This window comes from Microcella flavibacter (assembly GCF_012530535.1).
Lineage (GTDB): Bacteria > Actinomycetota > Actinomycetes > Actinomycetales > Microbacteriaceae > Microcella > Microcella flavibacter.
The window spans coordinates 2,529,188-2,542,831 of sequence record NZ_CP051299.1; the positions used below are offsets into that span (position 1 = coordinate 2,529,188).

14 protein-coding genes are annotated in these 13,644 nt (G+C 73.7%); 10 read left to right on the forward strand and 4 right to left on the reverse strand.

The genetic code is table 11. The features are described from left to right. Nucleotides 1-17: 17 nt before the first annotated feature. Nucleotides 18-815 (forward strand): HAD-IIA family hydrolase, encoded by a 798-nt coding sequence (locus HGB54_RS12065; RefSeq protein ID WP_168916626.1) that lies wholly within the window; start codon nt 18-20, stop codon nt 813-815. A 65-nt stretch (nt 816-880) separates the two neighbouring features. Here the strand turns inward: HGB54_RS12065 and HGB54_RS12070 are convergent, their stop codons facing one another. Then, nucleotides 881-2,023, reverse strand: coding sequence for a septum formation family protein (locus HGB54_RS12070; protein WP_168916627.1), 1,143 nt, complete (start codon nt 2,021-2,023; stop codon nt 881-883). 10 nt (nt 2,024-2,033) lie between these two features. Continuing rightward, nucleotides 2,034-2,582 carry an orotate phosphoribosyltransferase gene (pyrE, locus tag HGB54_RS12075; RefSeq protein ID WP_168916628.1) on the reverse strand — a complete coding sequence of 183 codons (549 nt, stop codon included), beginning with the start codon at nt 2,580-2,582 and terminating at the stop codon, nt 2,034-2,036. Between the two features lie 84 nt (nt 2,583-2,666). Between pyrE and HGB54_RS12080 the strand changes: the two genes are divergently transcribed. Beyond that, complete coding sequence (locus HGB54_RS12080; protein ID WP_168916629.1) at nt 2,667-3,503, forward strand: exodeoxyribonuclease III; 837 nt, start codon at nt 2,667-2,669, stop codon at nt 3,501-3,503. A gap of 55 nt (nt 3,504-3,558) precedes the next feature. Here the strand turns inward: HGB54_RS12080 and HGB54_RS12085 are convergent, their stop codons facing one another. Beyond that, complete coding sequence (locus HGB54_RS12085; RefSeq protein WP_168916630.1) at nt 3,559-4,353, reverse strand: transglutaminase-like domain-containing protein; 795 nt, start codon at nt 4,351-4,353, stop codon at nt 3,559-3,561. A gap of 65 nt (nt 4,354-4,418) precedes the next feature. On the opposite strand from HGB54_RS12085, the gene HGB54_RS12090 reads away from it, so the two are divergent. Continuing rightward, on the forward strand, nt 4,419-5,033 hold the full coding sequence (locus HGB54_RS12090) for a DedA family protein (protein ID WP_228545838.1): 615 nt from the start codon (nt 4,419-4,421) through the stop codon (nt 5,031-5,033). A 27-nt stretch (nt 5,034-5,060) separates the two neighbouring features. Here the strand turns inward: HGB54_RS12090 and HGB54_RS12095 are convergent, their stop codons facing one another. Then, complete coding sequence (locus HGB54_RS12095) at nt 5,061-5,987, reverse strand: AEC family transporter (protein ID WP_168916631.1); 927 nt, start codon at nt 5,985-5,987, stop codon at nt 5,061-5,063. Between the two features lie 190 nt (nt 5,988-6,177). Here HGB54_RS12095 and HGB54_RS12100 point away from each other — a divergent pair, with 190 nt between their 5' ends. From HGB54_RS12100 to HGB54_RS12125, 7 genes are all read left to right on the forward strand, one after another. Then, nucleotides 6,178-7,635 (forward strand): DUF6421 family protein, encoded by a 1,458-nt coding sequence (locus HGB54_RS12100; RefSeq protein ID WP_168916632.1) that lies wholly within the window; start codon nt 6,178-6,180, stop codon nt 7,633-7,635. Then, nucleotides 7,632-8,282 carry an SDR family NAD(P)-dependent oxidoreductase gene (locus HGB54_RS12105; RefSeq protein ID WP_168916633.1) on the forward strand — a complete coding sequence of 217 codons (651 nt, stop codon included), beginning with the start codon at nt 7,632-7,634 and terminating at the stop codon, nt 8,280-8,282. Before HGB54_RS12100 ends, HGB54_RS12105 begins: the two co-directional genes overlap by 4 nt. 96 nt (nt 8,283-8,378) lie before the next feature. Then, complete coding sequence (locus HGB54_RS12720) at nt 8,379-9,773, forward strand: sensor histidine kinase (RefSeq protein WP_228545839.1); 1,395 nt, start codon at nt 8,379-8,381, stop codon at nt 9,771-9,773. Further along, nucleotides 9,770-10,477, forward strand: a complete 708-nt coding sequence (locus HGB54_RS12110) for a response regulator (protein WP_228545840.1) — start codon at nt 9,770-9,772, stop codon at nt 10,475-10,477. Before HGB54_RS12720 ends, HGB54_RS12110 begins: the two co-directional genes overlap by 4 nt. Before the next feature lie 323 nt (nt 10,478-10,800). Then, nucleotides 10,801-11,682 (forward strand): ABC transporter ATP-binding protein, encoded by an 882-nt coding sequence (locus HGB54_RS12115; protein WP_168916634.1) that lies wholly within the window; start codon nt 10,801-10,803, stop codon nt 11,680-11,682. Next, on the forward strand, nt 11,682-12,857 hold the full coding sequence (locus tag HGB54_RS12120; RefSeq protein WP_168916635.1) for an ABC transporter permease: 1,176 nt from the start codon (nt 11,682-11,684) through the stop codon (nt 12,855-12,857). The genes HGB54_RS12115 and HGB54_RS12120 overlap by 1 nt, the downstream gene beginning before the upstream one ends. Before the next feature lie 167 nt (nt 12,858-13,024). Continuing rightward, nucleotides 13,025-13,612, forward strand: coding sequence for a nitroreductase family protein (locus tag HGB54_RS12125; protein WP_168916636.1), 588 nt, complete (start codon nt 13,025-13,027; stop codon nt 13,610-13,612). Nucleotides 13,613-13,644 lie beyond the last annotated feature (32 nt).

Below are 13,644 nucleotides of genomic sequence, written 5' to 3' on the forward strand. Positions count from 1 at the left end.
GCCGGTAGGCTCGCCCCATGGCTGACCGCAGTGAGATCGAGTGCTGGCTGACCGACATGGACGGCGTGCTCGTCCACGAGAACACCGCGCTGCCCGGGGCCGCGGCGCTCATCCAGCAGTGGCGCGACACCGGCACCCCGTTCCTCGTGCTGACGAACAACTCGATCTTCACGCCGCGCGACCTCGCGGCCCGCCTGCGCTCGAGCGGCCTCGACGTGCCCGAGGAGTCGATCTGGACGAGCGCGCTCGCCACCGCCGACTTCTGCGCCAGCCAGATGCCCGGCGGCAGCGCCTTCGTCATCGGCGAGGCCGGCATCACCACGGCCCTGCACGAGGCGGGCTTCATCATGACCGAGACGAACCCCGACTACGTCGTCGTCGGCGAGACCCGCAACTACTCCTTCGACGCCATCACGAAGGCCATCCGCCTCATCGGCAACGGCGCGCGCTTCATCGCGACGAACCCCGACGCGACCGGCCCGAGCGCCGAGGGCCCGATGCCCGCGACGGGCGCGATCAGCGCCCTCATCACGAAGGCCACGGGCAAGGAGCCCTACGTGGTCGGCAAGCCGAACCCGATGATGTTCCGCTCGGCCATGAACCGCATCGGCGCGCACAGCGAGAACACCGCGATGATCGGCGACCGCATGGACACCGACATCGTCGCCGGCATCGAGGCCGGGCTGCACACCATCCTCGTGATGACGGGCATCGCCGACGAGCGCGAGATCGCCCGCTACCCCTTCCGCCCGAGCGAGATCCTCGCCGGCGTGCACGAGCTCGTCAGCAGCGAGCCCCTCGAAGTCGAGATGTAGCCCCGGCGCGCGGCGGTGCTGCGGGATGCCCGGCGCGCGTCGAGCGCGGTGCGGGGTCGCCCGCCTCAGCCGATCGGCGGCGTCAGCGAGCCGGTGATCGGCTCGCCCGAGCTGCGCGTGACGAAGCAGCGGTAGGTGCGCTCGCCGTCGGCCCAGTCCTCGGCCGACACCGGGTACGAGCCCGCCACCTGCAGGTCGCGGAACGCCGAGGCCACCCCGAGGTCGACCAGTCCGGCCGTGCGGCACAGGGTCGGGATCTCGGCCGCGAGCGCCTCCTCCCCCGGGTAAGCCGAGACCTCCTCGCCGGGAAGCGTGCCGGCGACGATGAGCTGCGCGGCGTGCGGGGCGGCGCAGTCGACGACCGTGTACTCCTCCTGCCACGGGTCGACGAAGGGGTCGAGGCACTCCCCGCCGACGAGCGCGTCCCAGTCGTGCACGCCGGCCGGCAGCGGGCCGGTCGCGGGCGCGACGGTCTCGCTCGGCTCGGGCGGCGGGGTCGCGGTGGCGCTCGGCTCGGCGGCCGGCGACGCGCTCTCGGTCGGCGCGGCGGAGGACGAGAGGCCGGGCCCCGTCGAGGCGACCGGCCCGAAGCCGACGAGCCCCGGCAGGCGCATGCCGATGATGAAGGCGGCGATCGCGGCGACGAGCACGCCGAGCCCGATGGCGATGCCGATGAGCACCTTCTGGCTGCGGGGGAGGCCCGGGGCGGGGGCCGTCGCGCCGGAAGCGGTCGGCGGCGCGGCCGCGGCGGCGCGACGGGCGGGACGGGGCTCGTCGGGGCGACGGGCGAGCAGCGGCTCATCCTGGTACTCGACGAAGGCGGCGTCGCCGAAGACCGTGTCGAGGGTCGACGGGCCGGAGGGGGCGGGGTCGAGGGCGCTCGCGTCGACGAGGAGCTCGGTGGGGGCATCCACGTTCGCGGGGGGCGGCGGATCGAGCAGCGCGCCCATCGGCACGCCCGGGGTGAGCAGCTGCTCGACCGGCACGGCCTGCGTCGTGAGATCCTCGATGGCGACCGGCTCGGTCGGCGGACCGGCGTCGGGCTCGGGCTCGGGCTCGACGAGCGAGGGCGGCTCGACCGCGGGCGGCGGCTCGACCGAGGTCGGCGGATCGACCGCGACTGCGGGCTCGCCGGCGGCCTCCGCGGCCCGGGCCTCGCGCCGCGAGGGCAGCGCGCCCTCGTCGTGCTCCGGCCGGTCGTCGGTCATGCGCTCGACCCTAGGCGAGCCCGAGGTCGGCGAGCCCGATGGCGGCCCGGTACTCGTACCCGGCATCCTCGATGACCTGCTGCGCGCCGGTCGCGCGGTCGACGACGACGGCCACCGCGACGACGATCGCGCCGACCTTCTCGAGCGCGGCCGCGGCGGCGAGCGGCGAGCCGCCGGTGGTCGACGTGTCCTCGAGCACGATGACGCGCTTGCCCTCGAGCTCGGGGCCCTCGACCTGCTTGCCGCGGCCGTGGTCCTTCGGCTCCTTGCGCACGACGAAGGCGTCGTAGGCGTGCCCGGCGGCGGCGCCCTGGTGCAGCACGGCGGCCGCGATCGGGTCGGCGCCCATGGTGAGCCCGCCGACGGCGGCGACGTCGGGGATGTCCGCGATGAGCTCGGTCATGACGCGGCCGATGAGCGGGGCGACGCGGTGGTCGAGGCTGACCTTGCGCAGATCGATGTAGTACGTCGCCTTCTTGCCGCTCGTGAGGGTGAAGTCGCCGTGGAACACGGCCTCGTCGCGGATGTACTGGATCAGCTGCTCGCGTGCGTCGGTCACGCGGCCAGCCTACCGGCGGGCCGGATGCCGCCCGCGGGCGCCGGGAGCGCGGGGGCCGCGGCCGCGCGACCGTACGCTGGGCTCATGCGCATCGCCACCTGGAACGTCAACTCGATCCGCACCCGCAAGCAGCGCGTCGTCGACTGGCTCGTCAGCGCCGACGTCGACGTGCTGGCGATGCAGGAGATCAAGTGCAAGAACGAGCAGTTCCCGCTCGAGGTCTTTGAGGAGGCCGGCTACGAGGTGCAGATCCACGGCCTCAACCAGTGGAACGGCGTCGCGATCGCCAGCCGCCGCCCCATGACCGACGTCGAGGTCGGCTTCGCGGGCCAGCCCGGCTTCGCGAAGGGGCATGAGGGTCCGGATGCTCCGCAGGAGGCCCGTGCGCTCGGCGTCACCGTCGACGGGGTGCGCGTCTGGAGCCTCTACATCCCGAACGGCCGCGCCCTCGACGACCCGCACATGGACTACAAGCTGCGGTTCCTCGAGGCGCTGAGCCTCGACGCCGAGCGCTGGCAGCGCGAGAACCCGGGGGCGCCGCTCGCGCTCACGGGGGATTTCAACGTCGCGCCGACCGATGCCGACATGGGCGACCCGAGCTTCGTGCCGGGCGTCTCGACCCACATCTCCCCCGCCGAGCGCGCCGCCTTCGCCCGCTTCGAGCAGGTCGCCATGACGGACGTCGTGCGCCCGCTCGTCCCGGAGGGCTTCACCTTCTGGGACTACAAGCAGCTGCGGTTCCCGCGCGACGAGGGCATGCGCATCGACTTCGTGCTCGGCTCGCCGGCGTTCGCCGACCGGGTGGTGGACGCCCGCATCGAGCGCGAGCAGCGCAAGGGCGACGCCCCGAGCGACCACGTGCCCGTGCTCGTCGAGCTCTCGGAGGACGAGGACGACGACGACCGGCCGATGATCTTCTAGGCGGTCGAGCGGCGGCCGAGCATCCCGCCGTGCCCGCTCAGCCCCCTCAGCCTGCTCAGCCCAGCGACACCAGCTGCGTCAGATCGTCGCCCGGCAGCTCGTCGACCGTCGCCGTGACGGTGAGATCCTGCAGCGAGACCCCGCCGCCGCGCACGCTGAGGAAGGCGGTGTCGCTCGCGTCGCGCCCCGCGGCGATGCGCAGCAGCGAGGAGCGCGGGGCGAGCGTGGTGGCGTCGACGACGCACCAGCGGCCGTCGATCGCGGCCTCGGCGACGGCGTGGAAGTCCATCGGGTCGAGCCCCGGCGCGTAGACCGAGGCGAGCCGCGCGGGCACGTCGAGCGCGCGCAGCAGCCCGACGACGAGGTGCGCGTAGTCGCGGCAGACGCCCTGGCCCGAGAGCAGCGTGCGCACGGCGCCGTCGGTCGGCAGGCTCGAGCCGGGCACGTAGGCGAGGCGCTCGCCCACCCACGAGCTCACGCCGAACAGCAGGTCCGTGCCCGACAGGCCGCGGAACTCCCGGTGCGCGGTCGGCCCGAGCGAGTCCGACTCGCTGTAGCGGCTCGGCCGCAGGTACACGACCTCGTCGACCGCGGAGACGGCGAGCGGCTCGGCGCGGCCCTCGACCGTCGCGCGGTACGACACCCGCACCTCGCCCGCGCCGACGTCGACGAGGTGCAGGCGCGTGCCGTGCGGGTCGACGACCTCGGTGGCGCGCAGCCCCCGGCCCTCCTGGGTGATCTCGAGGTGCTCGTCGAGGGAGGGGGCGGGGGCGTGCGCGGCGACGGAGAGCACGAGGCGGGCATCCCCCGTCGCCGCCAGCGTCATGTCGGCCGTGGAGTGTCTGCGCATGCGCTGCATCCTGACAGGTCGGCGTCGCGCCGTCGTCATAGGCGGGAGCGGTACAGTCCGGTCTCGTGGGTATCGACGACTGGGCCGTGGCCATCATGGAGACCCTCGGCGTGTTCGGTGCCGGGCTGCTCGTGGCGATCGAGAGCATCTTCCCGCCCATCCCGAGCGAGATCATCCTGCCGCTCGCCGGCTTCACGGCGAGCCAGGGGTCCTTCACCGTCGCCGGCGCGATCATCGCCACGACGATCGGCTCGATCGTCGGCGCCGTGGGGCTCTACTACCTCGGCCAGGTGCTCGGCGTCGTCCGCCTGCGGCGCTGGGCCGAGAAAGTGCCGCTCATGAGCGGCGAGGACGTCGACAAGGCCATGGCGTGGTTCCACCGTCACGGCAAGACCGCCGTCTTCACGGGGCGCTTCGTGCCCATCGTGCGCAGCCTCGTCTCCATCCCCGCGGGCGTCGACCGCATGCCGCTGCCGCTGTTCCTGCTGCTGACGACCCTCGGCTCCGGCCTGTGGAACAGCCTCTTCGTCGTGCTCGGCTTCGTCCTCGGCGAGAACTGGACGGTCGTGGAGCAGTTCATGGGCACGTACTCGCGCGCGATCGTCGTGATCGTCGTCATCGCGGTGCTCGTGATCGCGGTGCTGCGCATCCGCCGTCGCCGTCGCGCCGCCGAGCGGTAACGAGCGGTCCCGAGGGATCGCGGGCGGTCAGCGCGGCGCGAGGAGCGCTGCCACCACCACGAGCGCGGGCACCGAGAGCGCCGTCGTGATGAGCACCGTGTCGCGGGCGACGACGACCGCCCGGTCGTAGCGCTGCGCGTACTGGAACACGTTCTGGCCCGCGGGCAGCGCCGCGAGGGTGACGACGGTGAAGAGCTCGGCGCCCTCGAGGCCGACGACGTAGGCGCCGACGATCCAGGCGACGATCGGCATGACGACGATCTTGAGCCCGGTCGCGAGCAGCACGTCGCGCCGGCCCGATCCGGGTTCGAGCACGCGCTGACCCGTGAGCGAGAGGCCGAGCACGAACAGCACGATCGGCACGGCGGCGCCGCCGAGCAGGCGGAACGGCTCCACCACCGGGTCGGGCAGCTCGACGCCCGTCACCGCGATGACGACGCCGAGCAGCGAGCCGATGATGAGCGGGCTGCGGAACGGCTGCGTCAGCACCCGCCCGAGCGAGAGCCGGCCGCTCGTCGAGACGTCGAGCACGGTGAGCGCGATCGGCGCGATAACGACGAGCTGCAGCAGGATGACCGGGGCCGAGAGCGCCGGATCCCCCAGCACGTACGCCGCGAGCGGCAGACCGATGTTGTTGGCGTTCGTGTAGCTCGACCCCAGGGCCCCGATGGTGGATTCCGCCGCCCCGCGCCGCCATACCAGCCGCGCGACGAGCGCGTAGGCCACGAGGCAGAGCACCGCGGCGGCCGCCGAGACGGGCAGCAGCGCCGAGAAGAGCTGCCCGACGTCGGCGTCGGCGAGAACGGTGAACAGCAGCGCCGGCGAGAACACGAAGAAGGCCGCGCGCCCGAGCGCGGTGTCGCTGCCCGCGGGCAGCACCCGCAGCCGGCCGACGAGGTAGCCGATGGCCACGATCGCGCCGATGATCGCGAACCCCGTGAGCACTCCGGCCATCCGCCCAGTCTCGCGCCTCCGCGTGCGAGCAGCGGACCGGGCGGACCGCTCGCCGACTGTCGGCGGCGGATACGAGCGCAGAATCCTGCGTGCACGCAGTTTTCATGCGCTGACCACAACCCTCCGTCCACGTCTCCTGCGTAGGCTCGGATCGCCGCGCACGCGGCCGAACTCGACGAAGGAGGGATCCATGACCGACACCGCCCGCACCACCGGCGCCCGCACCATCATCGGCGAGCCCGAGGTCGTCGAGGACGCCCGCCCGATCACCGCCGTCGAGATCGTCGCCGACCCCGCCTGGGGGCGCCTCGAGCAGGCCGCGCTCGCGATCCGACCCCACCAGGTGAAGGACGGCTCGATCCCCGAGCGGGATGCCCACGCCGAGGCCGCCCGTCACGTCGCCGTGATCGTCGACGCCCTGCGGCACTTCGCGCCGCGCATCCCGCACGATCGCGACTACCTGCTCGCCGCCGTCGCCGATTTCGAGACCTGGCGCGACGGCGGGTTCGGCGTGCCCGACTTCTACGACGCGCTCGCCGCCTTCGCGCCCGCCGCCGACCGCCGCGACGGCGCCGCGCACCTCGTGGTGTTCCCGATGTACACGCAGAACGGCTCGACCGACCGCCTCATCGAGGCCGTCGTGATCGAGGTCATCTGGCCCGACTTCATCGCCGAGCTCGAGGCCGGCGAGTACGCGAACCCGCTGTACCTGGGGCTGCGGTTCGCCGGCTTCACGCCCGGCTACGACACCAACTCGGCCGTGCTGTTCCCCGAGTCGGTGGCCGTGACCCCGCGCGTTCCCGAGGGCGCTCCCGCGGGCACGCCCGCCGCCCTGCCGACCTTCACCTGGGGCGCGATCTTCGCCGACCGCGAGGCGGCCCGATACCGCCGGGTCGTGCGCGCGGCCGCCGAGATCACCAAGCTCGAGCTGCCCGAGGGCGCCGCCCGGCTGCTCGAGGATCAGCAGCTCGCCGAGCGCACCTTCGTGATGTGGGACATGATCCACGACCGCACCCACATGCGCGGCGACCTGCCCTTCGACCCCTTCATGATCAAGCAGCGCATGCCGTTCTTCCTCTACTCCCTCGAGGAGATGCGCTGCGACCTCACCGCGTTCCGCGAGGCCGTGCGCCTGCAGCGGGACGAGGCGACCGACGCCGTCACGCGCGAGCACGCCCAGCTCGTGCAGTACGCGATCATCTTCGACCGCATCTTCCGCTTCTCGATCACCGGCACGCGCGTGCGCAACTACGACGCGGTCGGCGGCCAGCTGCTGTTCGCCTGGATGCACCAGAAGGGCGTGCTGCACTGGACGGACACCCGGCTCGCCATCGACTGGGATGCCGTTCCCGACGTCGTCGTCGCCCTCAGCGACGCGATCAACGACCTGTACTGGGCCTCGATCGACCGCCCGAAGGGCGCGCACTGGCTCGCCGCCTACGCGCTCGTCTCGTCGACCCTCACCCCGCACCCCGCCTCGACGTGGGCGGCCGGCCTGCCGCGCGAGGTGCTCGAGGGCCCGCTCAAGGGCTGGACGGATCTCGTGATGGACGACGAGTTCCCGCTGTCGATGTTCTTCGAGGCGCTGCAGAAGAAGATGGGCGTCGTGATCGAATCCACCGCCGGCATCACCGGGCGCACCGCGTGACCGCCGAGGGCCGCACGATCCTCGTCGCCGGCGCGGGCGGCACCGCCGGGCGCGCGGTCTGCGCGGCCCTCACCGCGGGCGGCGCGCACGTCGTCGCGCTCGGCTCGCGCGCGGCATCGCTGTCGGGCGTCGCGGCGGCCGAGACGCACGCGATCGATCTGGCCGATCAGGATGCCGTCGCCGCACTCGCGGCGGATGTCCGAGCCCGGTGGGGCGGGGTCGACGGCCTCGTGCACCTCGTCGGCGGCTGGCGCGGCGGCGCGGGCGAGGCCGACTGGGAGTGGCTCGAGCGCCGCGTGCTCACCACCCTGCGGGTCGCGAGCCGCGAGCTGCGCGACGACCTCAGCGCGTCGAGCGCGGGCCGCCTGGTCGCCGTGAGCAGTGCATCCGTCGCCGAACCGCGCTGGGGCATGGCCAACTACGTCACCCTCAAGGCGGCCGTCGAGACGTGGATGGCCGCGCTCGCGACGGGCTGGCGCGTGAAGGGCACGCCGACGGCCGCGATCACCTTCGTCGTGCGCTCGCTCGATGACGAGGGCGTGGTCGACGCGCTCGCCGAGAGCATCGCGGCGCTGTGGGAGCTGCCGCACGCGCAGCTCAACGGGGCGCTCGTATCTCTCGGCGACGGGAAGGTCGTCGAGGAGTAGGCGCGGCGGGGTCCGGGGCGTCCGCACCGCTCCCACGGCCGCGGATCCGTCGCGCGACGGATGCCGCGCGGGCGCCCCGGCGGCTACCGTGCTGAGGTGACCTCCGCCGACCTCGATCTCGACTCCGACGGCCACTGGCGCCGGCCCCGGCCGGGCCGCGCCGGCATGCGCGCCGACGCGCTGCTCGCCCTCGGCATCGCGGCGGGCGGCGCCTTCGCCGTGTGGCTCTACGCCTCGGCGGGCTTCTTCGGCGAGGCCGCCCCGCCCGAGCCGTGGGAGGCCGCGCTCATGATCATCGGGTTCTCGGGCCCGCTCGTCTGGCGCCGCTTCGCCCCGATCACGGTCACCGTCGTCATCTCGGTCGTCTACTTCCTCGGCATCACGGCCGAGGTGCCCGAGGTGCTGTTCAGCAACATCGCGCTCTTCTCGGCGATGTACTCGATCGGCGCGTGGAGCCGCACCCGCCGGGCCGCCCTCATCGGCCGCATCGTGATCGTCAACGGCATGTTCGGCTGGCTGTTCTGGTCGACCACGCAGGCCGCCTTTGACACCTCGATGGTCGACGAGGACGCCGGCATCGGCCTCATCGCCCCCGGCGTCGCCTTCGGCCTCATCTCGGTGCTCACCAACGTGCTCTACTTCGCCGGCGCCTGGGCCTTCGGCGACCGCGCGTGGCACGCCGCGCGCGAGCGCGCCGAGCTGAAGGCGAGCACCGAGGAGCTCGCCCGCGAGCGGGAGCGCACGGCCGAGCAGGCCGTCGCCCTCGACCGGGTGCGCATCGGGCGCGAGCTGCACGACGTCGTCGCGCACCACGTCTCGGTCATGGGCATCCAGGCGGGGGCCGCCCGCCGCGCGCTCGCCGGCGGCCGCCCCGATGCCGCCGCCGCGGCCGGGCGCTCCCTCGAGGCCATCGAGGGCTCGGCGCGGCAGGCCGTCGACGAGCTGCACCGGCTCGTGTCGACCCTGCGCCGCGCCGACGAGGTCGACGGCACCGCCGAGGACGGCCCCAGCACGCGCGGCACCGCGCAGCTCGAGTCGCTCGTCGAGGAGGTGCGCGGCACCGGCCGCGTCGCCGCGCTGACCGTCGTCGGCGAGCCCGTCGCCCTCTCGCCCCTCATCGACACGACGCTATACCGGGTCGCCCGCGAGGCCGTCACCAACAGCCTCAAGCACGCCGGCGCCTCGGCCGCGCTCGACGTGCGCCTGCGCTACACCGAGCGGGCCGTCGAGCTCGAGGTCGCCGACACCGGGGTGGGGGCGCGCGGGGCGCGGCCCGCGGCGCGCGCGGGCTCGGCCGCCGGATCCGGCTCGGGGGGCGGGCTCGGGCAGGTGGGCATGCGCGAGCGCCTCGCCGCCATCGGCGGCACGCTCGAGGCCGGGCCGCGCAGCCGCGGCGGCTACCTCGTGCGGGCATCCGTGCCGCTCGTCGTGGCGGAGCCGGCCGCGCCCGCCGTCCCCGCCGAGGACGTGCGCACCGGGGCCGCCTCGTGACCGCCATCCGCGTGCTGCTCGTCGACGACCACGACCTCGTGCGCATGGGCTTCCGCACCATCCTCGAGTCGGAGCCCGGCATCGAGGTCGTCGGCGAGGCCCGCGATGGCGCCGAGGCGATCCTCCGCGCCGCCGAGCTCGCCCCCGACGTCGTCTGCATGGACGTGCAGATGCCCGGCATGGACGGCCTCGAGGCCACGCGCCGCATCGTCGCCGAGCGGTCCGCCCGAGCGGTGCGGGATGCTCCCGGCAGCGCCGCGACCGGCCCCGGCGTGCTCGTTCTCACCACCTTCGACCGCGACGACTACCTGTTCGCCGCGCTCGACGCGGGGGCCAGCGGGTTCCTGCTGAAGAACGCGAGCCCCGAGAAGCTCGTCGACGCCGTGCAGGTCGTCGCGGCGGGCGATGCCCTGCTCGCCCCCGACGTGACCCGCCGGGTGATCGAGCGCGCCACGAGCGAGCGCGAGGCCGCGCGGCCCGCCGACGCGCGCCTGCACGACCTCACCGAGCGCGAGGCCGAGGTGCTGCGCCTGCTCGCCCGCGGTCGCAGCAACGCCGAGCTCGCCGCCGAGCTCTGGCTCGGCGAGGCGACCGTGAAGACCCACGTCTCGAAGGTGCTGCTGAAGCTCGGGCTGCGCGACCGCGTGCACGCGGTGGTCTTCGCCTACGAGAACGGCGTGGCCGTTCCGGGCGACGCGGCGTAGGCCGACCCGCGCCGGCTCCCGGTGCGGCCCGGTGCCGCCGCAGCCATCGACCGTGCGCGAATGCAGGACTTCTGCGACGCACTCCGGCGTGTCGCCGCGTCATGCGGATCGACGCGCCGGAGGAGTCCTGCATTCGTGCACACCTGAGCGCCGACCGCGGCCGGACCAGCCCGCACTGCCGAGCGACACCGATCCGTGCCGCCCCGCCGCACCCCCGCCCGCCTCCCCCGCGAGGGGGAGCCCCGCACCGCACGACCACCCGTCAGGCGGATGCCCGCGCGCACCCGCGCTGCCTACCGTGGTACCCGACGGAAGGGGCATCCATGCTCGAGATCAGCGACGTGACCAAGCACTTCGGCGAGCGCCGCGCACTGGACTCGGTGAGCTTCACGGTCGGCGAGGGCCGGCTGACGGGGTTCGTCGGGGGCAACGGCGCCGGCAAGACGACGACCATGCGCATCATGCTCGGCGTGCTCGCCGCCGACAGCGGCACGGTGTCGCTCGACGGCCGGCCGCTCACCGCGGACGACCGCCGTCGCTTCGGCTACATGCCGGAGGAGCGCGGCCTGTACCCGAAGATGAAGGTGCACGAGCAGCTCGTCTACCTCGCCCGGCTGCGCGGCCTGCGCGCGGGCGACGCCGCGACGAAGGCCGACGAGCTCATCGACCGCCTCGAGCTGACCGAGCGCCGGGACGAGCCGATCGAGAAGCTCTCGCTCGGCAACCAGCAGCGCGCGCAGATCGCCGCCGCCCTCGTGCACGACCCGGACGTGCTCGTGCTCGACGAGCCCTTCTCGGGCCTCGACCCGATGGCCGTCGAGACGGTGCTCGGGGTGCTCTCCGAGCGGGCCGCCCGCGGCGTGCCCGTGCTGTTCTCCAGCCACCAGCTCGACGTGGTCGAGCGCCTCTGCGACGACATCGTCGTCATCGCCGGCGGCCGCATCCGCGCCGCGGGCACCCGCGATGAGCTGCGCGAGGCGAACGCCGGCAAGCAGTACGAGCTGCAGGTCGCCGACGACGCCGCGTGGGTGCGCGAGCTGCCCGAGGTCGACGTCGTCGAGTTCGACGGCGGCTACGTGCTCTTCGAGGCCGAGCCCGCCGGCGCCCAGTCGGTGCTGCAGCACGCGGCCCGCCGCGGCGCGGTGCACCGCTTCGCGCCCCGCCGCCCCACCCTGACCGAGATCTTCCGAGAGGTCGTGCAGTGATGACCACCACGCAGAACCGCCCGCAGCCCTCCGGCCGCCCGAGCGCCGCCGAGCAGCGCGAGGCCCGCAACGCCGCCGCGCCGAAGCTCGGCTTCACCAGCGCCGTCGGCCTCGTCGCCGGCCGCGAGATCAGCAGCCGCATCCGGTCGAAGTCGTTCATCATCTCGACGGTGATCCTGCTCGTCGCGGTGCTCGCCTCCATCGTCGTGAGCGGCATCGTCAGCCGCACGGCGGGCGACGACACGACGCCCGTGGCCGCGGTCGGCGGCGTCGCGTCGGTCTTCGACGAGGTCGAGGGCTACGAGGTCACCGACGTCGGCTCGCTCGCCGAGGCCGAGGCGCTCGTCGAGGAGGGCGAGGTCGACGCCGCCGTCGTCCCCGTCGAGAACCCCGTCGAGGGCGGCCCGACCGTCGAGGTCGTCGCGCTCGAATCGGCGCCCGGCGGCCTGCTGCAGGCGCTGTCGATCGTGCCCGAGGTGCGGCTGCTCGATCCCGCCCCGGCCGAGAACGTGTTCGGCTACCTCGTGGCCTTCGGCTTCGGGCTGCTGTTCCTCTTCGCCGCGAGCACCTTCGGCGGCACGATCGCGCAGAGCGTGGTGGAGGAGAAACAGACCCGCATCGTCGAGATCCTGCTCTCGGCTGTGCCGGCCCGAGCGCTGCTGGCGGGCAAGGTGCTCGGCAACTCCGTGCTCGCGCTGGGTCAGATCGTGGCGATCGCCGTGCTCGCCGCGGTCGGCCTCATGGTGATCGGGCAGGACGTACTGCTGAGCGACCTGGGCCCCTCGGTGCTCTGGTTCCTGGTCTTCTTCGCCATCGGGTTCGTGCTGCTGGCCTCGATGTACGCGGCTGCGGCATCCCTCGTCAGTCGCATGGAGGACACCGGTGCGGTGCTCGCCCCGCTCATCTACCTCGTGATGGTGCCGTACTTCCTGGTCATCTTCTTCTACGAGAACGAGCTGGTGCTGACGATCATGTCGTACGTGCCGTTCTCGGCCCCGGTCGGGATGCCCATGCGCGTGTTCCTCGGAGAGGCCCAGTGGTGGGAGCCCCTGCTCTCGCTCGTGGTGCTCGTCGTGTCGACCGCGCTCGTGGTCGCCCTCGGGGCCCGGATCTACCAGAACTCGCTGCTGCGCACGGGCGGCCGCGTCAAGCTCGGCGAGGCCCTCAAGGGCTGAGCCGGAGAGGTCGGCGGCGGTCGGGTGCGGGCGCGCCCGGCCGCCGTCGTCGGGAATGCCGGGCGCGGTGGCGCCGTTGGCCCGGGTGCGGCGTCGCGGAAGCGGCGCCGTTCCTCGTTCCCGGGCGCATCGCGAGCGACATCACCCGCGCACCCTGGAGCGACGACATGAGCCTCACCACCACCCGCCGGGCCGAGACCGCGGCCCCCATCCTCGACGTGCTCGCCGAGCGCTGGAGCACCCGCGCCTTCGCCGGCTCGCCCGCCGTCGACGAGTCCGCGATCGCCTCGATGCTCGAGGCCGCCCGCTGGAGCCCCTCGGCGAACAACTCGCAGCCCTGGCGCTTCGTCGTCGCCCGCCGCGGATCCTCGGCCTTCGACACGATCGTCGAGCACCTCGTCGGCTTCAACCGCGACTGGGCGCAGCACGCGCCGCTGCTCGTCGCCGGCCTCATCGAGCCCGTCGGCGCCGACGGCCGCCCGCGCGCCCTCGCCCTGCACGACCTCGGCCAGGCGATGGCGCATCTCAGCGTGCAGGCGCACGCCGAGGGGCTGCTCGTGCACCAGATGGCCGGGCTCGACGCGGCGGGGCTGCACACCGCGCTCGGCCTCGACGCGGGCCTGCAGCTGGTGACGGTGAGCGCGGTCGGCGCCCTCGGCGATGCGGATGCTCTGCACGAGGCCCTGCGCGAGCGCGAGACCGCCCCGCGCACGCGCCTCGAGCGCGCCGAGCTCGTGGTGCTCGACGGGCGCTGAGCCGGGCATCCCGAACCGCACCCGACGCGCGC

Coding starts and splice junctions, on each gene's coding strand:
- HGB54_RS12115 (WP_168916634.1), top strand. CDS start 10,801: ATGCTCGAGATCAGCGACGTGACCAAGCACTTCGGCGAGCGCCGCGCA.
- HGB54_RS12095 (WP_168916631.1), bottom strand. CDS start 5,987: ATGGCCGGAGTGCTCACGGGGTTCGCGATCATCGGCGCGATCGTGGCC.
- HGB54_RS12120 (WP_168916635.1), top strand. CDS start 11,682: ATGACCACCACGCAGAACCGCCCGCAGCCCTCCGGCCGCCCGAGCGCC.
- HGB54_RS12080 (WP_168916629.1), top strand. CDS start 2,667: ATGCGCATCGCCACCTGGAACGTCAACTCGATCCGCACCCGCAAGCAG.
- HGB54_RS12065 (WP_168916626.1), top strand. CDS start 18: ATGGCTGACCGCAGTGAGATCGAGTGCTGGCTGACCGACATGGACGGC.
- HGB54_RS12125 (WP_168916636.1), top strand. CDS start 13,025: ATGAGCCTCACCACCACCCGCCGGGCCGAGACCGCGGCCCCCATCCTC.
- HGB54_RS12070 (WP_168916627.1), bottom strand. CDS start 2,023: ATGACCGACGACCGGCCGGAGCACGACGAGGGCGCGCTGCCCTCGCGG.
- HGB54_RS12085 (WP_168916630.1), bottom strand. CDS start 4,353: ATGCGCAGACACTCCACGGCCGACATGACGCTGGCGGCGACGGGGGAT.
- HGB54_RS12100 (WP_168916632.1), top strand. CDS start 6,178: ATGACCGACACCGCCCGCACCACCGGCGCCCGCACCATCATCGGCGAG.